Annotated in this window: 18 protein-coding genes; 7 read left to right on the top strand and 11 right to left on the bottom strand. The window is 69.7% G+C overall.

Annotated features, from left to right (window positions below):
- Positions 1-56: 56 nt before the first annotated feature.
- From ACFJGV_RS14175 to ACFJGV_RS14160, 4 genes are all read left to right on the top strand, one after another.
- The gene (locus ACFJGV_RS14175; protein ID WP_378144632.1) at positions 57-452 is read left to right on the top strand and encodes a hypothetical protein; all 396 of its coding nucleotides are present in this window, start codon (positions 57-59) and stop codon (positions 450-452) included.
- Positions 453-570: 118 nt separating this feature from the next.
- Positions 571-1,329, top strand: coding sequence for an N-acyl homoserine lactonase family protein (locus tag ACFJGV_RS14170; RefSeq protein ID WP_378144631.1), 759 nt, complete (start codon positions 571-573; stop codon positions 1,327-1,329).
- Between the two features lie 55 nt (positions 1,330-1,384).
- Complete coding sequence (locus tag ACFJGV_RS14165; protein ID WP_378144630.1) at positions 1,385-2,119, top strand: SDR family NAD(P)-dependent oxidoreductase; 735 nt, start codon at positions 1,385-1,387, stop codon at positions 2,117-2,119.
- A 7-nt stretch (positions 2,120-2,126) separates the two neighbouring features.
- Complete coding sequence (locus tag ACFJGV_RS14160) at positions 2,127-3,662, top strand: GMC family oxidoreductase (RefSeq protein ID WP_378144629.1); 1,536 nt, start codon at positions 2,127-2,129, stop codon at positions 3,660-3,662.
- Positions 3,663-3,760: 98 nt separating this feature from the next.
- Here ACFJGV_RS14160 and ACFJGV_RS14155 read toward each other — a convergent pair whose 3' ends face one another.
- From ACFJGV_RS14155 to ACFJGV_RS14125, 7 genes are all read right to left on the bottom strand, one after another.
- Positions 3,761-4,474, bottom strand: a complete 714-nt coding sequence (locus ACFJGV_RS14155) for an amidohydrolase family protein (protein ID WP_378144628.1) — start codon at positions 4,472-4,474, stop codon at positions 3,761-3,763.
- Positions 4,475-4,483: 9 nt separating this feature from the next.
- A complete protein-coding gene (locus ACFJGV_RS14150; protein ID WP_378144627.1) occupies positions 4,484-4,945 on the bottom strand; it encodes a YbhB/YbcL family Raf kinase inhibitor-like protein in 462 nt (153 codons plus the stop codon).
- 17 nt (positions 4,946-4,962) lie between these two features.
- Positions 4,963-5,802, bottom strand: a complete 840-nt coding sequence (locus tag ACFJGV_RS14145) for an alpha/beta fold hydrolase (RefSeq protein ID WP_378144626.1) — start codon at positions 5,800-5,802, stop codon at positions 4,963-4,965.
- A complete protein-coding gene (locus ACFJGV_RS14140; protein ID WP_378144625.1) occupies positions 5,802-6,737 on the bottom strand; it encodes a 3-hydroxyacyl-CoA dehydrogenase NAD-binding domain-containing protein in 936 nt (311 codons plus the stop codon). Before ACFJGV_RS14140 ends, ACFJGV_RS14145 begins: the two co-directional genes overlap by 1 nt.
- Positions 6,738-6,805: 68 nt before the next feature.
- A complete protein-coding gene (locus tag ACFJGV_RS14135) occupies positions 6,806-7,585 on the bottom strand; it encodes a class II aldolase/adducin family protein (RefSeq protein ID WP_378144624.1) in 780 nt (259 codons plus the stop codon).
- 10 nt (positions 7,586-7,595) lie between these two features.
- Positions 7,596-8,180, bottom strand: a complete 585-nt coding sequence (locus ACFJGV_RS14130) for an amino acid synthesis family protein (RefSeq protein WP_378144623.1) — start codon at positions 8,178-8,180, stop codon at positions 7,596-7,598.
- Entirely contained in the window at positions 8,177-9,310 is a 1,134-nt protein-coding gene (locus tag ACFJGV_RS14125) for an FAD-dependent oxidoreductase (protein ID WP_378144622.1), read from the bottom strand. Before ACFJGV_RS14125 ends, ACFJGV_RS14130 begins: the two co-directional genes overlap by 4 nt.
- Positions 9,311-9,602: 292 nt before the next feature.
- Here ACFJGV_RS14125 and ACFJGV_RS14120 point away from each other — a divergent pair, with 292 nt between their 5' ends.
- Positions 9,603-11,312, top strand: a complete 1,710-nt coding sequence (locus ACFJGV_RS14120; protein ID WP_378144621.1) for an alpha/beta hydrolase family protein — start codon at positions 9,603-9,605, stop codon at positions 11,310-11,312.
- A gap of 20 nt (positions 11,313-11,332) precedes the next feature.
- Positions 11,333-11,674 (top strand): antibiotic biosynthesis monooxygenase, encoded by a 342-nt coding sequence (locus ACFJGV_RS14115; RefSeq protein ID WP_378144620.1) that lies wholly within the window; start codon positions 11,333-11,335, stop codon positions 11,672-11,674.
- A 173-nt stretch (positions 11,675-11,847) separates the two neighbouring features.
- On the opposite strand, the gene ACFJGV_RS14110 is transcribed toward ACFJGV_RS14115, so the two are convergent.
- The 3 genes from ACFJGV_RS14110 to ACFJGV_RS14100 form a co-directional block, all read right to left on the bottom strand.
- Positions 11,848-12,774, bottom strand: coding sequence for an ATP-binding protein (locus ACFJGV_RS14110; RefSeq protein WP_378144619.1), 927 nt, complete (start codon positions 12,772-12,774; stop codon positions 11,848-11,850).
- Positions 12,708-13,361 (bottom strand): helix-turn-helix domain-containing protein, encoded by a 654-nt coding sequence (locus ACFJGV_RS14105; protein WP_378144618.1) that lies wholly within the window; start codon positions 13,359-13,361, stop codon positions 12,708-12,710. The genes ACFJGV_RS14110 and ACFJGV_RS14105 overlap by 67 nt, the downstream gene beginning before the upstream one ends.
- Positions 13,362-13,436: 75 nt before the next feature.
- Positions 13,437-14,048 carry a TetR/AcrR family transcriptional regulator gene (locus tag ACFJGV_RS14100; RefSeq protein WP_378144617.1) on the bottom strand — a complete coding sequence of 204 codons (612 nt, stop codon included), beginning with the start codon at positions 14,046-14,048 and terminating at the stop codon, positions 13,437-13,439.
- Between the two features lie 90 nt (positions 14,049-14,138).
- Here ACFJGV_RS14100 and ACFJGV_RS14095 point away from each other — a divergent pair, with 90 nt between their 5' ends.
- Entirely contained in the window at positions 14,139-15,269 is a 1,131-nt protein-coding gene (locus ACFJGV_RS14095) for a zinc-binding alcohol dehydrogenase family protein (RefSeq protein ID WP_378144616.1), read from the top strand.
- A gap of 151 nt (positions 15,270-15,420) precedes the next feature.
- On the opposite strand, the gene ACFJGV_RS14090 is transcribed toward ACFJGV_RS14095, so the two are convergent.
- Positions 15,421-16,461 (bottom strand): LacI family DNA-binding transcriptional regulator, encoded by a 1,041-nt coding sequence (locus ACFJGV_RS14090; RefSeq protein ID WP_378144615.1) that lies wholly within the window; start codon positions 16,459-16,461, stop codon positions 15,421-15,423.
- Positions 16,462-16,495: the final 34 nt, after the last annotated feature.

Here is a 16,495-nt window from a genome sequence, read left to right as displayed (position 1 = left end):
GAGGATTTACACCACGGAAACACGCACCCTCGACGATGAGGGAAAGGAGGTCCCTCATGACCCGTCGCCGTGCTCTCATGCTGCCCGCAGTCGCAGCCGCCCTCATCCTCACCGGATGCACGAGTGCTCCCGCACTCTCCGCCGAGGATCGAGCCGCTCTCGACACGCTAGCCCAGGTGGCCGGTCCGACGTCGGGCGTCGACCCCTCGGTCGTCAGCTCCACCGAGTGCTGGCTGCCCTCCGACCACCTCATCGACGACCCGTCTCTCGACGGCACCACCTGGAAGGTGCTGTGCCGCGTGCACTACACCGACAAGACCGGAGACCGGTATCAGGACACCACCTGCATCGGCGACTTCGCGACCGAGCCGATGCTCGACCACTGCTACCGGTGGGCGCACTACGACTTCGCCCCGGAGTTCGGCGACGCCCCCGCGGTGAAGGCGGGCTGAGCGGATGGACGTGTTTCGACTTCGTAAACTCGGCCGCCCGCTCTTGACAGGCGAAAATCAGTTCTCATAACGTGAGCGTCACTTAGCGCATCATAAGAAACCGTGGAGGTGCAGTCCGATGGCGGACCCGAAGGTGTATCTGCTCGACGGCGGGACGCTCGTGATCGACGAGTCCGACGTGCACTGGCACATCAACGCGGGCAACCCGGTGCGGTTCCCCGTCTACAGCGTCCTCATCGAGCATCCGGATGCGCTGATCCTCTACGACACGGGCTTCGACCTCGACCACGTGAACCGTGTGCTGCCGTTCGAGCTGCCGGAGCAGACCGAGGAGCAGACCATCCCGGCGCAGCTGGCGAAGTGCGGCTACTCGCCCGAGGACGTCGACATCGTGGTCAACTCGCACTTCCACTTCGACCACGTCGGCGGCAACAAGCACCTCACGAAGGCCACCACCCTGGTGCACAAGGAGGAGCTGCGGCACGCGAAGGTGCCCGAGCCCTTCGAACGCCTGGGCTACTCCGACCTCTCGTTCGACCACGAGGGCGTCACCTACAAGCCCATCTCGGGCGACTACGAGATTGTGCCCGGCGTGTGGCTGTTCGAGACGCCCGGGCACACCATCGGCCACTACTCGCTCCTCGTCGAGATGCAGAACGAGCGCAGCATGCTCTTCTGCGGCGACGCCGCCTACACGCGCACGACCCTCGAGAAGGAGTGGATCGCCGGCTTCCACCTCGACCCCACCAAGTCGGTCGAGGCGATCCGCCGGCTCAACTACCTGGCCAGGACGAAGGACGCCGACGTCTACCCCTCGCACGAGCTCGAGCCCTACCTGGAGTGGAAGCTCGCCCCCGAGTCCTACGGCGGACACTGACCCCGTCGACCCGACGCATCCGTCTCACCCACATATATAGAGGAGCATCACCGCCATGACCGATACAGCCCAGCGCGTCGCCCTGGTCACCGGAGCAGCCCAGGGCATCGGGGCCGCCATCGCCGACGAGCTCGCCGCCGACGGCATGAAGGTCGTCGTCGCCGACGTGAACGCCGAGGGCGCCCAGGCCGTGGCCGAGCGCAACGGCGGAGTGGCGAAGACCCTCGACGTCAGCGATCAGGATGCGGTGAACCGCACGATCGCCGAGATCGTCGACGAGCTCGGCCGCATCGACGTGCTGGTCAACAACGCCGCCCTCGTGCCGCTCACGCCGTGGGCCGACATCACCTTCGAGGAGTGGCGCCGCGTCATGTCGGTCAACCTCGACGGCATCTACCTGGTGACCCACGCGGTCACCGAGGTGATGGGCAAGGCGGGGTACGGCCGCGTCGTCAACATCGCGTCGAACACCTTCGTCGCGGGCACCCCCGACTGCGCCCACTACGTGGCGACGAAGGGCGCCTCGATCGGGCTCGTCCGCGCGCTCGCCGGCGAGCTCGGCCGTCTCGGGATCACGATCAACGCCGTCGCGCCCGGCATCATCGCCAGCGAGGGTGTGCTCTCGGGCCCCCACGCCGCCGGCTTCGACTACGTGGTGCCCATGCAGGCGTTCGCCCGTCGCGGCCTCCCCCAGGACGTCGCGCCCGCGGTCGCCTTCCTCGCCTCCGAGAAGGCCGGCTGGATCACAGGGCAGACCCTCGTGGTCGACGCCGGGCACACCCGCAACTGACCGCCCGATGCACTCCGATGTCCTGATCATCGGGGCGGGCTCGGCCGGGAGCGTCGTGGCGAACCGCCTCAGCGCGGATCCGGACCGGCGCGTCACCGTGCTCGAGGCCGGCACCCGGGTCACCGATCCCGAGATGCGCCGGCCCGAGCTGTGGCCCTTCATCCACGGCCGCCGCTACGACTGGGCGTACCGCACCACCCCGCAACGCGGGCTCGCCGGGCGTTCGCTCGAGTGGGCCCGCGGCAAGGGCCCGGGCGGGTCGAGCCTCGTGCACGCGATGGCGCACATGCGCGGCTGCCGCGCCGACTTTGACCGCTGGGTCGAGGCGACGGGCGACGACCGGTGGTCATGGGATGCGCTGCTTCCCTTCTTCATGCGCTCCGAGTCGTTCTCGGGCGGGGCGGACGCGGTGCACGGCGCCGACGGTCCGCTGCCGGTGATGCTGCCGGGACCCGAGCTCTCGAGCCCGCTGGTGTCGGACTACCTGGCCGCGTGGGAGTCGCTCGGGGTGGCCCGGATCCCGGACCACAACGGCGGCGAGATGCTCGGGGCGACCCCGAACTCGCTCACCATCCGCGATGGTCAACGGGTCACGGTGTCGGACGTGTACCTCGATCCGGTGCTCGACCGCCCGAACCTGACGCTGCTCACCGGCGTGGATGTGCACCGGCTCGTCCTGTCGGGGTCCCGCGTGTCGGGTGTGGCGGTCTCCCTCCACGGCGTCGACGAGGTGCTCACCGCCGACGAGGTGATCCTCTGCGGCGGCTCGATCGGCGACCCGCTGCTGCTCATGCGCTCGGGGATCGGCGACCCGGCCGTACTCGCCGCCGCCGGCGTCGACACCGTGATCGAGTCGACCGGCGTCGGGTCGAACCTGCATGATCACCTGCTCGGGGCCGGCAACCTCTACCGCTCCACCCGACCGGTGCCCCCGACGCGGCTGCAGCTCTCGGAGTCGATGACGTACCTGTCGCTCGACGGGCTCTCCGTGACCTCGGGTCCCGCTGACATCGTCGTGGGCTGCGTCGTGGGCCCGAGCGCCTCCGAGTCGTTCCCCGACCACGGCGTCGCACCCGGCGAGGGGTACACGCTGCTCTTCGGCGTGACCAACCCGACGAGCCGAGGCTCGCTCCGCATCTCCGGGCCCGACCTCGCCGACGAGCCGATCATCGACCCGAACTACCTCGACACCTCGCACGACCGCGCCGCGTTCCGTGCGGCGCTCGAGCATGCGCGGCTCGTGGGCGGCTCCGATGCGCTCGTCGGCTGGCGCGACGTCGAGGTGCTGCCCGGCGCATCCGTCTCGACCGATGCCGAGGCGGACGCCTTCATCGCCCGCGCCGCGATCACCCACCACCACCCGGTGGGCACCCTCTCGATGGGCGCGTCCGACGCCGCGCCGGTGACCCCCGCGCTCGGCTTCCGCGGCCTGACGAACCTGCACGTGGTCGACGCGTCCGTGATCCCCTCGATCACCGCGGGCCCCGTCCACGCCTCGGTGCTCGCTCTCGCGGAGTCCTTCGCCGCCCGCTACCCCGCGTAACCCCCGGGCTTTGTCCAGGTTTCCGTCGTGGAAGCGGCGTTTCGCGACGGAAACCTGGACAAAGCCGGGGGTGGGGGCGAGGGGCGAAGCCCCAGGCGCTACGCCCCGAGGAAGAGCCGCTGGGCGGTGCCGTGCATCACGGCGTCGAGGTCCTCCGGGGCGAGGCCTGCGAGCTGCACCTTGAGCTGCTCGACCCGCGGCTCGTGCCACGGGCCGTCGGAGCCGTACATCACGCGATCCGCCCCCACCTTCTGCACCGCCTCGAGGATCTTCACGCTCATCGGCATGCCGCTGGTCTCGAGCCAGACGTTCGGATGCCGCTGCGCGACCCCGATCGAGGCGTCGATGTAGATGACGTTGCCGTGCCCCATGTGGCCGAGGATGATCTTCGCGTCCTCGTACCGGGAGATGAGCTCCTCGATGCTCCAGGGCAGCGAGAAGATCGGGTGCCCGCAGTGGATGAGGGCGGGGAGGTCGTGCTCGATGAGCACCTCGATGATGGGCCACACCATCGGGTCGTCCGGGTGGAACCCGTCCATCAGCGGATGCAGCTTCACGCCGCGGAACTTCGGGTCCTTCAGGTACTCCCGGAGCTCGGGGACGGGATCCCCGAGCTTCGGGTTGGCCCAGTACAGCCCGTAGGCCCCAGGGATGTCCTGGATCACCCGACGGACCATGGCGTTGTCCTGGTGGAACACCATCGCCGTGTCGATGCCGTTCTCGGCGAGGTAGGGCGCGAGCCTGTCCTCGTCGAGCTTCACGCCGAACGTCGGGAAGTCGCCGACGTGCATGTGAGCATCCGTGATGGGCATCGGCTCAGCTCACTCGGAGTCGTTGGAGAAGGTGCCCACGTAGCGCGCGGTCTCGAGCACGTCGCCGGCGTACTGGGCGAGGAACTCCTCGCGCGTCGGCGCGCCCTCGACGTGCTTCCCCAGGGCGTACACGTGGAAGAAGTAGTGGTGCACGCCGTGCCCGGCCGGGGGCTGAGGGCCGTACCAGACGTTCTGGCCGGCACCCATCGGGCCCACCGTCACACCGTCGGCGGTGACGTCGAGGGTGGTGGTGTCGGGGGCGATGCCGTAGACGACCCAGTGGGTGAAGCCGTTCGGGAGCGGCGCATCCGGGTCGTCGACGATGAGCGCCAGCTCGACGGTGCCCTCGGGGGCGCCGGAGAAGTGGACGACGGGGGTCTCGTTGCCGCCGTCGGCCGAGAGGCGGTCGGGAATGCGGCCGAGGTCCTCGAAGTCGGGGACCGAGACGGTGAGGTCGGCGAACATGGGCATGAGGGGTGTCCTTTCGATCAGGATCCGAGAACGCGGTCGATCTCGGCGGCGACGAGGTCGGGGACCTCTTCGGGGATGTAGTGGTCGGTGTCGGGCACCTCGACCCAGCGGTCGGCGGGTCGATCGGCTCGGGCGCGCGCCCACGCATCCACGCTCACGATCCTGCTCCCGTCACCTCGGAGGTGGGTCATCGGTACGGCGACCTCACGGAACTCGGTGTCGAACGGGGTGCGGAAGCCCTCGATGAGCCGCCGCATCGCGTCGGGCGAGGCGAGCGGCACCCAGCCGCCGGCCTCCGCCATCCGATACCCCCAGCGGGCCCGCCGCGAGACGGCGCCGGGAAGGATGCGGGTGTACCGGTCGCGCAGGTACCGCTCGATCTCGTCGACGTCGGAGAACTCGCGGAAGCCCGCCGCGACCCGGACGTCGAGCTCGTCGAGCACGCTCGCCTCGACGTAGGGGGTGTAGTCGACGACGACCGCGCCCGCGACGCGAGACGGATGGCGGGCCGCCGCCAGCCATGCATTGCGGCCGCCGAGCGAGTGGCCGGCGAGGACGGCGTGGTCGAGGCCCAGCGCATCCAGCACGGTCACGACGTCGTCGGCGAAGTCGGGGCCGGTGTAGCCCGACTCGGGCTTGTCGCTCCGGCCGTGACCGCGCTGGTCGAGCGCGATCACGGTGGCACGGCTCTCCAGGGCGTCGCCGATCGGCTCCCACACAGCGTGGTTCGCCGACGTGCCGTGGAGCAGCACGACGGCGGGCCCGCTGCCGCGCACCCGGAACGCGAGGTCGACCTCGGCCCCCCGGGTGCGCGACAGACCGTCGCCGAGGGGCTCGACGGTGACGGCGGACGTCATCAGACGTTCGGGATGGACGACAGCGTCTTGCGGGCTGCGATGAGCCCGGTGATGATCTCCTTGCGCTTGGCGTCGACGTCGCCCTCGCCGTACTCGTACATGCCGCCGCCCGACTTGAAGCCGAGCTGGCCGGCGGCGATCTTGTCCTTGATGAGCTGCGGCGTCTCGGTGGAGGCGTCGAGCTCCTTGTTGAGGTAGCTCGAGACCGCCTGGTAGATGTCGAGGCCCGCCATGTCGAGCAGACGTGTGGGGCCGATCACCGAGAGCTTGTAGCCGATGCCCCACTTCACGCAGGCGTCGAGCCCCTCGGGCGTGACGATGCCCTCCTCGAGCAGCGCCATGCACTCGCGGAGGATCGCGTAGAGCACGCGGTTCTCGACGAAGCCGGCGATCTCCTTCTCGAGCACGGGCACGTAGTTGAACGACTTCACGATCTCGGTGAGCTTGCCGACGAGCGCCTCGTCGGTGGCCTGGCCGGGGATGATCTCGATCATCGGGATGAGGTGCGGCGGGTTCGACCAGTGCATGCCGATGAGGCGACCGGGCACGGTCATCGACTCGGCCATGGTCGTGATCGGGATGCCGGAGGTGTTCGTGGCGATGATGACGTCGTCTCCGATGCGGGCCTCGAGGTCGGCGAGCACCGACCGCTTCAGCTCGAGCTTCTCGGGCACGGCCTCGATGATGAGCTCGGTGTCGGCGAGCGCGGCGTCGAGGTCGGTGCCGAAGGTCACGGACCCGCCGGGCGCCGACGGCGAGTCGACCGCCGCGAGGACGTTCTGGACGACGCCATAGGCGGCTTCCGCCTTGGCGATGGCGTCGGCGGAGATGTCGTACAGGCGCACGGTGACACCCGCGCGGGCGAGGGTGGCGGCGATGCCGGGGCCCATGGTGCCCGAGCCGACGACGGTGGCGATGCTGGGAAGGCTGCTCATGCTTGCTCCTTGTTCACGGGAAGAGGGTCTGCGGATGCGCGGGGGGCGCATCTCACGGTGACGGGTCGTCAGATTCCGGGCGGGAGGGCGATCGGCGAGATGCCGAGGCCGAACTGCGCCTCGACGCGGTCGAGGCGGCGGTTGAAGAAGGTCCAGAAGTTGTGCTGGGCCTTCGGCGGGTAGATCCGGTCGAACTTCTCCTTGGTCTCCTCGACCGTGGGCTCGATCGGCGCGAAGCCGGACGACTTCAGGTCGACCTGGAACCGAGCGGCCTTCTCGAGGAAGATCCCCGTGAGGGTGACCTCCGCCACGGTCGAGCCGACGAACGCGACGCCGTGGTTGGCGAGCAGGATGGCCTGCGCGTCGCCGAGCGCCTCGGCGGCCGCGACGCCGAGCGGCACCGTGGTGATGATGTGGCTCGTCTCGGCGAACCGCGGCACGCCTTCGTACGCGAACCAGACCCCGTGGTTGTTGTAGGGCTTGAGCGCCTCTTCGGATGCACCCAGCACGGTGGCGTAGTGCGAGTGCGAGTGGCCCACGAAGTTGACGTCGGGGCGTGCCTTCATGATCTCGGCGTGCAGCGGCCACTCGAGGTGGCGGAGCCCGGTGCCCTCGAGCACCGTGCCGTCGAAGTCGATGAGGATGAAGTCGTCGCCCTCCACCTCGCTGAGCGCGAGGTTGCCGCGCTTCAGCCAGAGGCCGCGGCCGAACGGGTCGCGGAACGACAGGTGTCCCATCGACATGTCGCCGTGGCCCTCGAGCTCGAGGATGCGGTGGGCGCGGGCCACGTCGGCGAGCACGCTCGCGATCGACTGGTCCTCGAAGTACTGCGTGTGACTGTAGGTCATCGGGCTCCTCCTAGTTCGTGCCGGCGAGGACGTCGGCGACGGTCATGCCGCCCACACGAGCGTTCACCCGGCCTCCCGTGGCGACCGCCGCGATGATCACGAGCTCGTCGGGGCGAGGGGCGTCGGGAAGCGCCACGGTGATCGCGTCGTAGTGCGACCGCACGTACACCTCATCCTTGTATGCCAGAGGGATGTCGATGGTCGTCCCCGCCGCGGCGGTCTTCGTCGCCGACGAGATCCAGGCCTTCCCGCCGCCGACGGCGTCGCGGAGGGCGTTGCCGAAGACGGTCGTGACGCACGCCACGACGTGCTCCTGCTCACCGGCGAGGCCGGCGATGCCGCCCTTGCCGTAGCTCTCGGCCGGGCGTCCGCCGAGCAGGGCCAGCGCCCGCTCTCCGAGCTCGGTGCCGATGCTCGCACTGGGCTCCGTGAGCGGGGATAGGTCCTCCACCCAACGGCCCGCGAACGGGTTCTTGATCACCACGGCGACGGCGGCCTTGACGAGGGGCTGCTCCGGCGCCGGGCCGAGATCGTGCACGGTCTCCTGGACGAAGGAGTGGAAGGCGCGGACGTCGTAGTACGGATCGATGCTCATGCGTGGACCTCGTGTCGGTGCGGATCGGTCGGGTTGTAGGTGGCGGTGACGACGCTGTCGCCCTGGAACTGGTTGCCCTTCGCCATCTCGCGGGTGTCGGCGTACCACTGGGAGCGGTCCTGGGCGATGTCGGTGTACGGACGCTCGAGCCGCTCCCAGTCGATGAGGGCCGCGGGGATATCGTCGGCCTCGGTCGCCGCGACAGCGAGGGTCCAGGCGTTCTGCATGGCGCATCCGGCGCCCTGGGCGAGCGCCGGGCACATGGCGTGAGCGGCGTCGCCGATGAGCGCCACCTTGCCCTCGGTCCAGTGGTCGAGGCGCGTGGTCTGGTAGCCGTAGTAGCGGCCGGGGGTGTCGGCGGCGTCCTTCAGCACCGGCGCGAGCTGCGGGAAGATGCTCGTCCAGAGGTCGAGGTCGATCGGCACCCGGGAGCCCTGGGCATCGGCCGCGGGCGACATGAGGGCGATGTAGAGCTCGTCGTCGTTCGCCGGCGTGTAGAGCACACGCAGGACGCGCGGTTCGAGGTTCCAGAAGTCGATGACGTTGTCCCACTCGGTGTCGGGCTCGAGCGCCTGCAGCTCGGCCTTGCGGCGGGGGACGAGGAAGCGCGTGATTCCGTCGCGCGAGCGCTCCCGCTTCAACGGGATGTTCAGGGAGTCGCGCACGGCGGATCCGACGCCGTCAGCGCCGATGATGAGGTCGGCCTCGGCAGACTCGCCGTTCGCGAAGCGGATCGTGCCGTCGGGGGTCGCCCCTACGACCTCGGAGCCCGCGACCACCTCGACGCCCGCCTCGCGCGCCGCGACCAGCAGCGTCTGGTAGAGGTGCGGGCGGGTCATGGTGCGCCAGCGGATCCCGTCGAGCGTCTCCTGGGACTGGATGACGTTGTTCATCCTGGTCTCGTAGGCGGGCGGGGTCATCGAGTTCGACATCAGGTCCGGACCGGCCTTGATCTTGTCGATCACCTGGAGGCTGTTGTTCCACAGCACGATCCCGGCGCCCTCGGTGCGCAGATCGGGTGAGCGCTCGTGGAGGCGGACGCTCCATCCCTTCTGAGCCAGTGCAGCGGCCGCGGTGAGGCCCGCGAATCCGCCACCCGAGATCTCGGCATGACGTCGGCGTTCGGTCATCTGTTGCTTCCTTCCAGTGGGTCGTGCAGCGCCGGGTAGGGCAGCTCGGCCGCTCGGGTGCGATCCCGGCTCAAATTCTTACATTTTGAGTCTTGATTATCGCAGTGGTAGAGATTCTGCACTGCGTTCGTGGCCGTGCGCAAGAGAGCACCACCGTCCGGTGCGACGTTTTACACGGCCGTAACGCGATGCGCTGAACAGCGGTCCACTAGGTTGGAGCCAGGGCGCCGAGGTGTCGGCCGCCCGGCGATCCAAGCTCCTTGGCGCGCGACGACGACGTGGGCGGGGAACGATGGCACGACGCAGACGATCGACGGCGGATTCCGCGAGCGCGACCGAGGATCCGGGCCTCAGCCGCCGCGTGCTCCTTGGCCTGGCGGCGACCGGCGGAGTGGGCGGGCTCCTGTGGTCGACGGGCAGCGGCGGGCCGGCCTCGGCCGCCTCCGCAGCGGCCTCACCCGCCGTGCCGATGGCACCCGCCGTGCCCGGCGGCACCGCCACGGTCACCTCGGGCCTGACGCCCTTCCCGCAGCAGAACGACCTGAACTTCCAGACGCAGTTCAACTACGGCGAGGCCGCCTACGGCGCCGCGGAGGTCGGCGAGGTCGCGGCCGCCGTCGAGGAGGTGCAGGCGGCGCTCGCGCAGATCGGCACGGCGAACCTGCCCGTCTACCAGCCCTACAACGACACGTTCGAGGCTCTGGCTGCGCGACTGGCGGCGGACGCGGATGCCGAGAAGGCCGCCGGCCGACTCGCCAGCGCCCGCTCGAAGTACCTCCGTGCCGCGGGCTACTACACGGCCGTCCTGTTCTTCATCCTCGGCGGGGACGCTCCCACCCGGGAGGCCGACGTCTACCGGGCGATGCAGCGGTGCTGGGCCGAGGCCGCTGCTCTCCTCGAACCGGTCTGGACCCGTGTCGAGATTCCCATGGCGGTGCGGTTCCCGGATGCGTCCGGGACCCCTGTCACGCGGACCGTCACCGTGCCCGCCTACTGGGCCCGGGCATCCGGAACAGGCCCTAGGCCCACGGTCATCATCAACAACGGCAGCGACGCGCAGCTCGTCGACACCTTCGCCTTCGGCGGGGCTGCCGCGCTCGAGCGCGGCTACAACGCGCTCATGTTCGAGGGTCCGGGGCAGGGGTCGCTGCTGTTCGAGCAGGACATCCCGTTCACCCCCTACTGGGAGGACGTGGTCACGCCCCTCGTCGACTTCGTGCTCGGCCAGCCCGAGACCGATCCCGACGCGGTCGCCCTCACCGGCTGGAGCTTCGGCGGACTGCTCGTGATGCGCGCCGCCGCGCACGAGCACCGGATCAGAGCGGTGGTCGCCGATCCGGTCTTCTACAACCCGCTCACCCCATACGCCCAGCTGCAGGGCATCCCGAACGACGTCTGGGTGAACGACGTGTACCCCTCGTTCCCGAAGCACGGGCCTCAGGGCCAGGATGCGCTCCGCTTCCTTCTCAACAAGCGGGGTGAGATCTTCGGCAAGGCCTTCCACGACCAGGCGCTGACCGGGGTGGTCATCCAGGACCTGGTGGGTCTCCTGGCTGCGATCGGCTCGTACTCGGGCGACGCCGCGCTGTTCGGCGCCATCACCGCCCACTCGCTGCTCCTCACCTACGAGGGCGACGACTTCTTCACCGGCCAGGACGTCGACGTGCGGTCATGGCTGACGTCGGTCGCCTCGCTCAGCCAGCACGACTTCACCGCCGCGGAGGGCGCCCAGTTCCACTGCGCACCCATGGCGCCGCAGGTGCGGAACGAGGTCGTGTACGACTGGCTCGACGGCATCGTCGGACGTGTGCCCACACCCCCGGCGCCTCCCGCGCCGATCGTCCCGCCCGCGCCGGTCTCCGGCGGCGGGTCCGCCTCGACTCTCGCAGCCACCGGCCTCGAGGCGGGTCCGATAGCCGCGATCGCCGCGGGGCTCGCCACCGCCGGAGCCGGCGCGGTCGCCCTGGCGTCGCGCAGCGGTGTCCCGCGACGGACGTCGTAGCGCCGGGAGAGAGCACGCCCGTGATCGCACGAGTCTGGACGGGTCAGATCCTGACCGCGGACAAGGCCGCCTACCGAGACTGCGCGGAGAGCATCCGCGTGCCGCTGACGCGGGCGGTGGACGGCAACCTCGGCGTCTGGGTGCTCACCAGCGACCTCGACGCGGGCTTCACCGAGGTGCTGATCATCTCCCACTGGGCCTCTCCCGAGGCCCTCGAGGCCTGGGCCGGGTACGACATCGACAGTCCCGTTCTCCTGGAGGAGGAGGCGCACTTCTTCCTCCAGAGCTCGCCCACGGCCCGGCACTACACCCTCGCGGCGGGCTCCCCCGACGTGGGCGCGCTGCTCAAGGGCGCCGACTGAGGCTGCCGGGTGTACCGCGCCTGCGCCGCGCCCGCCACGGCGAAACGTCCCAGGTCGGGAGCCGTCGTCAACAAGCCGTCAACAAAGGTAGGCGTCAGAGACTGTTGAGAATACGGGGTTTCGAGCCGGGTGGCCTGTTCGTTGCGGTTCTGCGATCAACGAGCCATCAACAATCAGCGGACTGGTTCCGAGAAACCGGCGGCCCAGAAAGGGATGTAGCGGCGGTTACGCGGACCGGCGTTCTTGTCGTAGGCGACGACGAGACCGCGGTCAAGCGCTTGCTTGATCAGTCGGGAAGCGATCGACTTGTTCTTCTCCTCGATGCCGAACCGCTGGCGGATCGAGCTGTTCGTCGTGTCCTTCCGTGAGACCTGATTGAGGCAGGCGTGAAGGTACACGGCTCGCGCACGCTCGTCAGGTGTCATGCTCCCGAGCGGCCGCGGCGACAACAGTGTCACGCGGGTGGTGTCCGAGGTGGTCAGCACCTCCGGAGCCGGCAGCTGGTGGAACTCGACTTCGAAAGCGACCTTGTCCCAGCCGCTTCCGCGCTCCTCACAGATCCCCATGCGCCGCATGAGTGCCGCAAGCCCTTCATTCCGAGACTTCGGCGGAGTATCGATGAGCCGTGCCGGGTCAACGATGGGCGAGCCAGGGTTGGATATCTCGACGCGATCATCGAAGACCTCCACGATCGGGCCCGATCCTGTGATGGCGAAGTCCTGGTGGATGAGTGCGTTCGCGATGAGTTCGCGGATCGCCAACGGTGGGTAGAGCGGTGTCGTCGTCCGAAGCGCCACGCCGATCGCCTCGTTCGCGGGGAAGAATGCGCTGACGTAGTCGATGAGCCCCTCGAATCCAGAGGCATAGCCGCGTCCGCCGACCTGCTCTTTCGTCGTCTTCAGCCGATCGACCCCGTCGTAGCGGATGACACGAAGGGCTTTACGCGAAAGCGAGGGGAAGTCCGTCAGCCGCTTCGCGAGCAGGATGGCTCCGAGGTTCGTGACCTTCCACCCGGCGCCCGCCATACGGACGATCAGGCTGTCGTTCTCCAGAGCGCCGAGAATCCCGACCCGGTTCTCCGGGAGTGACAGGCCGAGCAACTCAAAGTGTTTCGAAAGTTCAGCAAGTCGAGCACGTGCTCGTCCGTCAGCCGCTCCTTCGCAGCGCCGCCCTCCCGGCCGCGGTCGTCAAAAGCGCGCCACAATCGCCGAGCATGATCTGGATAGCGATCCAGCTCCTGCGTGTTCTCACTCACCCGAACGAAGGCCCTTGGCCCGAACCTCACGGGCTCGAAGGACGCGGGCACGACCGTGAGCACAACGAGCCGCAGCCCACCGATCTGGACGGTCTCGAACTCGAAGTGGATCTGGGGGTGGATCGAGTGTGCGAGCCACGCCTCAAGCGCCTCGTTGCCCTTCTTCGCCGTCTCCGGCGCGAACGTGGTGCCGACGATCTTGTGCGAACCATCCTCGACGCCCCAGATCAGGTAGCCGAAGTCCTGGCCGTTGATCTTCGCCGAGTTCGACAGCGCAGAGATGCGTTCAGCGATCATGGTCGGATCCGTGTTGTTGACTTTGAACTCGACCCACTCGGCCTCGGCCGGCAACGCGGTGAGCTGCGGGACGAGGTGAAGGAGCTGGTCCCGGGAATGGATCATGTCAGGCCTCCTCGCCTCCGTGTCGAGCATTCAGCGTAGTGATCGGTCTACGAAACGTCGGCCGGCCCGCCGCCGCATTGACTGAAGTTCCCGATGTGCACACCCTTAGCTCCATGCAGGGGCCTGCGGCACGCACGCTCCGGCGGCGACGGGGGCTGACGCCAGGCGCCCGAGCCGGGCGCGGAGGCGGCGGAGGACCTCGACGAGCGGGACGTCGTCGCCGCCCGTGAGCCACTGCTCGAGCGCCGCGTCGAAGAGGGCGGTGGCCACGGCCGCCGTCAGCACCGCATCCGCCGGGTCGACGCCGCCCGAGCGGAGCCCGTCGCGGATCGCGTCGGTGAGCACCGCGGACTTCAGGCGCTCCCGCTCGCGCAGCTGCGGCTCCGACTCCACGATCATCCGGCGGGCGCGGACGTCGTCCTTCCAGCGTTCGAGGTCGCCGGACGCCGCCGACTCGAGGCCGTGCATCGCGAGCGCCATCGGGTCGAGCCCCGGCGGGGCGGTCGCGAGCAGCTGAGCGACGACGGCGGGGAGCTCGCGCTCGCGCAGGAAGAGCACGTCGCGCTTGTCGGCGAAGTGCCGGAAGAACGTGCGTGTGGTCAGCCCGGCACGCTGTGCGATCTCGGGCACGGTCGCTCCCGCGAAACCCTTCTCGGTGAACAGCTCCATGGCGGCGCGCTCGAGACGGAGCGCGGCGTCGGGGGCCCAGCGAGGCATGGGGTCAGCCTATCTGATGGCATGTCGTGTCGTCAGTGCTATCCTGACGACACGACGTGCCATCAGGGCCTCGTCTCGAGAGGTGACATCATGCCGACCAACACCGCCGCCTGGCTGCCCGAGGCTCGCGCCGACCTCGTGGTCGGGCCCGCCACGATGCCCGAACCCGGACCGGAGGAGATGCTCGTCCGGGTGCGCGCGATCGCGGTGAATCCGCTCGACGACGTCAAGCAGTGGACCGGCGACCTCATGTACCGCTGGCTGCCGTATCCCGCGATCCTCGGGGAGGACGTTGCGGGAGAGGTCGTCGGCGTCGGATCCGGAGTCTCGCGCTTCGCACCGGGAGACCGCGTGGTCGGGTACGCCGTGGGCATGGAGCGCGGGCGGCGGCACCTCGCCGAGGGCGGGTTCCAGGAGTACGTGGTCCTGCGCGCCGACCTGGCCGCGCCGATCCCCGATCGGCTGTCGTTCGAGGAGGTCGTCGTCCTCCCCCTCGCCGTCTCGACGGCCGCCACCGCCCTGTTCCAGTCCGACCACCTCGCACTGCCCCATCCCGACCCGTCGCCCTCGACCGCACGCGCGCGGGCCGACCGCGGCACCGTCGTCGTCTGGGGCGGGTCCACGAGCGTCGGCAGCAACGCGATCCAACTCGCCGCCGCCTCCGGCCACCGAGTGGCGACCACCGCATCCCCGCACAACCACGAGCGGATGCGCGCGCTGGGCGCCGACGTCGTCGCCGACTACCGCGATCCCGCCGTGGTGTCGCAGCTGACCGCCGCCCTCCGCGGCGACCGCGTCGTCGGGGTCCTCGCCGTCGGGACCGGCTCGGCGCGGCCGTCGGTCGCGCTCGCCGCGGCGACGGGCGCCGCGCGCGTCGCGTTGGCGAGCCCTGCGGTCTCGTTCGGCGACCTCCCGCGGCGGGGCGGCCCCAGCCTGCGGGCGATGAGCACGATGATGCGACTGGGCCTCTCGACCTCCCTCACCCAGCTGAGCGCCCGTCGCCACCGCATCGACGCGCGCTTCGTGTGGGGCAGCTCGCTCATGACCAACGAGGTCGGCCGGATGCTCTGGGAGGACCACCTCCCCGCCGCCCTCGCCGACGGCAGGCACGTCTGCGCGCCGGAGGCCGAGGTCGTGGGCGACGGACTCGAGTCGGTGCAGACCGCCCTCGACCGCCTCCGCGCGGGCGTCTCCGCGCGGAAGCTCGTCGTCAGGCTCTGAGCGGCGCCCGCCGCTCGCCCGCGTCCGGGAATGTGCTCCCGCCCGCACGTGGTGCGGGTTGCGCCTGCTCCATGATCCGTCGCCGCCGTTACGGCCCCTACAGCGCATGAGGCGGGCCGAACCCGAACCACTCGTATTCGCCCCAGCGGGGTCAGGCGGCGGCGGCGCCGGCGGAGCGGGGGAGGGCGCCCGTGGACTCGCCGGGGATGAGGGTGCATGGGATGGTGTGGACGCCGCCCTCGTACTCGCCACCCTCGATGGCGTCGGCGAGGTAGCGCGCGGCGACGGCGCCGAGCTCGGTGAGGTTCGGGTCGATGGTGGTGAGCAGGCCGTCGTGCTGGCCGGACAGACCCGTGATGTTGTCCATGCCGACGATGGCGACATCCTCGGGGACACGGCGACCCGAGGCGCGGAGCACGTCCTGCACCGCGGCGGCGATGGTGTCGTTGCCGCAGAACACGGCGTCGAACCGTTCGCCGCTCTCGAGCAGGCGGCGGGCGGCGTGGATGCCCCACTCGCGGGTCCAGTCGCCGCTGAGGGGCTGGCCGAGCACAAGCGGCAGGCCGGCCTCGTCGAGTGCGGCGCGGAGCCCGTCGGCGCGGGCCTTCGCAGAGAGGTCGGAGGGCGCCGCGGTGATGTGGGCGATGCGGGTACGGCCGAGCCCGAGGAGGTGCTCGCCGGCGAGCCGCCCGGCGAGGAAGCCGTCGTGCATGAAGGACGGGTCGTGCGCGTCGTCGGAGACGCCGTAGGCGTAGACGACGGGCACCGAGAACCCCTCCGACACGGAGTGCATGTCAGATCCGGTGCCGTCGCCGATCACGAGGAGACCGTCGACCTTCCGCGCCTTGAGCTTGCGCACGGTGGCGGCGACCACGGTGCGGTCGAGGTGCGAGTCGTAGACCAGCACCGAGAGGTCGCGCTCGCCGAACGTCGTGGTCGCCCCCGTGAGCACGGGCATCGTGAACGTGCCGGGCGCGTTCTCGGCGAGGATGCCGATGGTGGCGCTGCGGCCCTGTGCGAGGAACTGGCCGAGCGCGTTGGGCTGGAAGTCGAGCCGCTCGGCCGCCGCGAGGATGCGCTTGCGCGTCGCGTCGGATGCTTTGCCCTGCCCCCGCAGCACCTTCGAGACGGTCGACACCGAGACTCCTGCAACGGCGGCGACGTCGCGCAGGGAAACCGCTTTTCTCTCCATCGTGGACCGATTCTAGGCCCTGCGGAGCACCCGG

This window comes from Cnuibacter sp. UC19_7 (genome assembly GCF_042699995.1).
GTDB lineage: Bacteria > Actinomycetota > Actinomycetes > Actinomycetales > Microbacteriaceae > Cnuibacter.
This window is presented reverse-complemented; position numbering and strand designations above follow the sequence as displayed.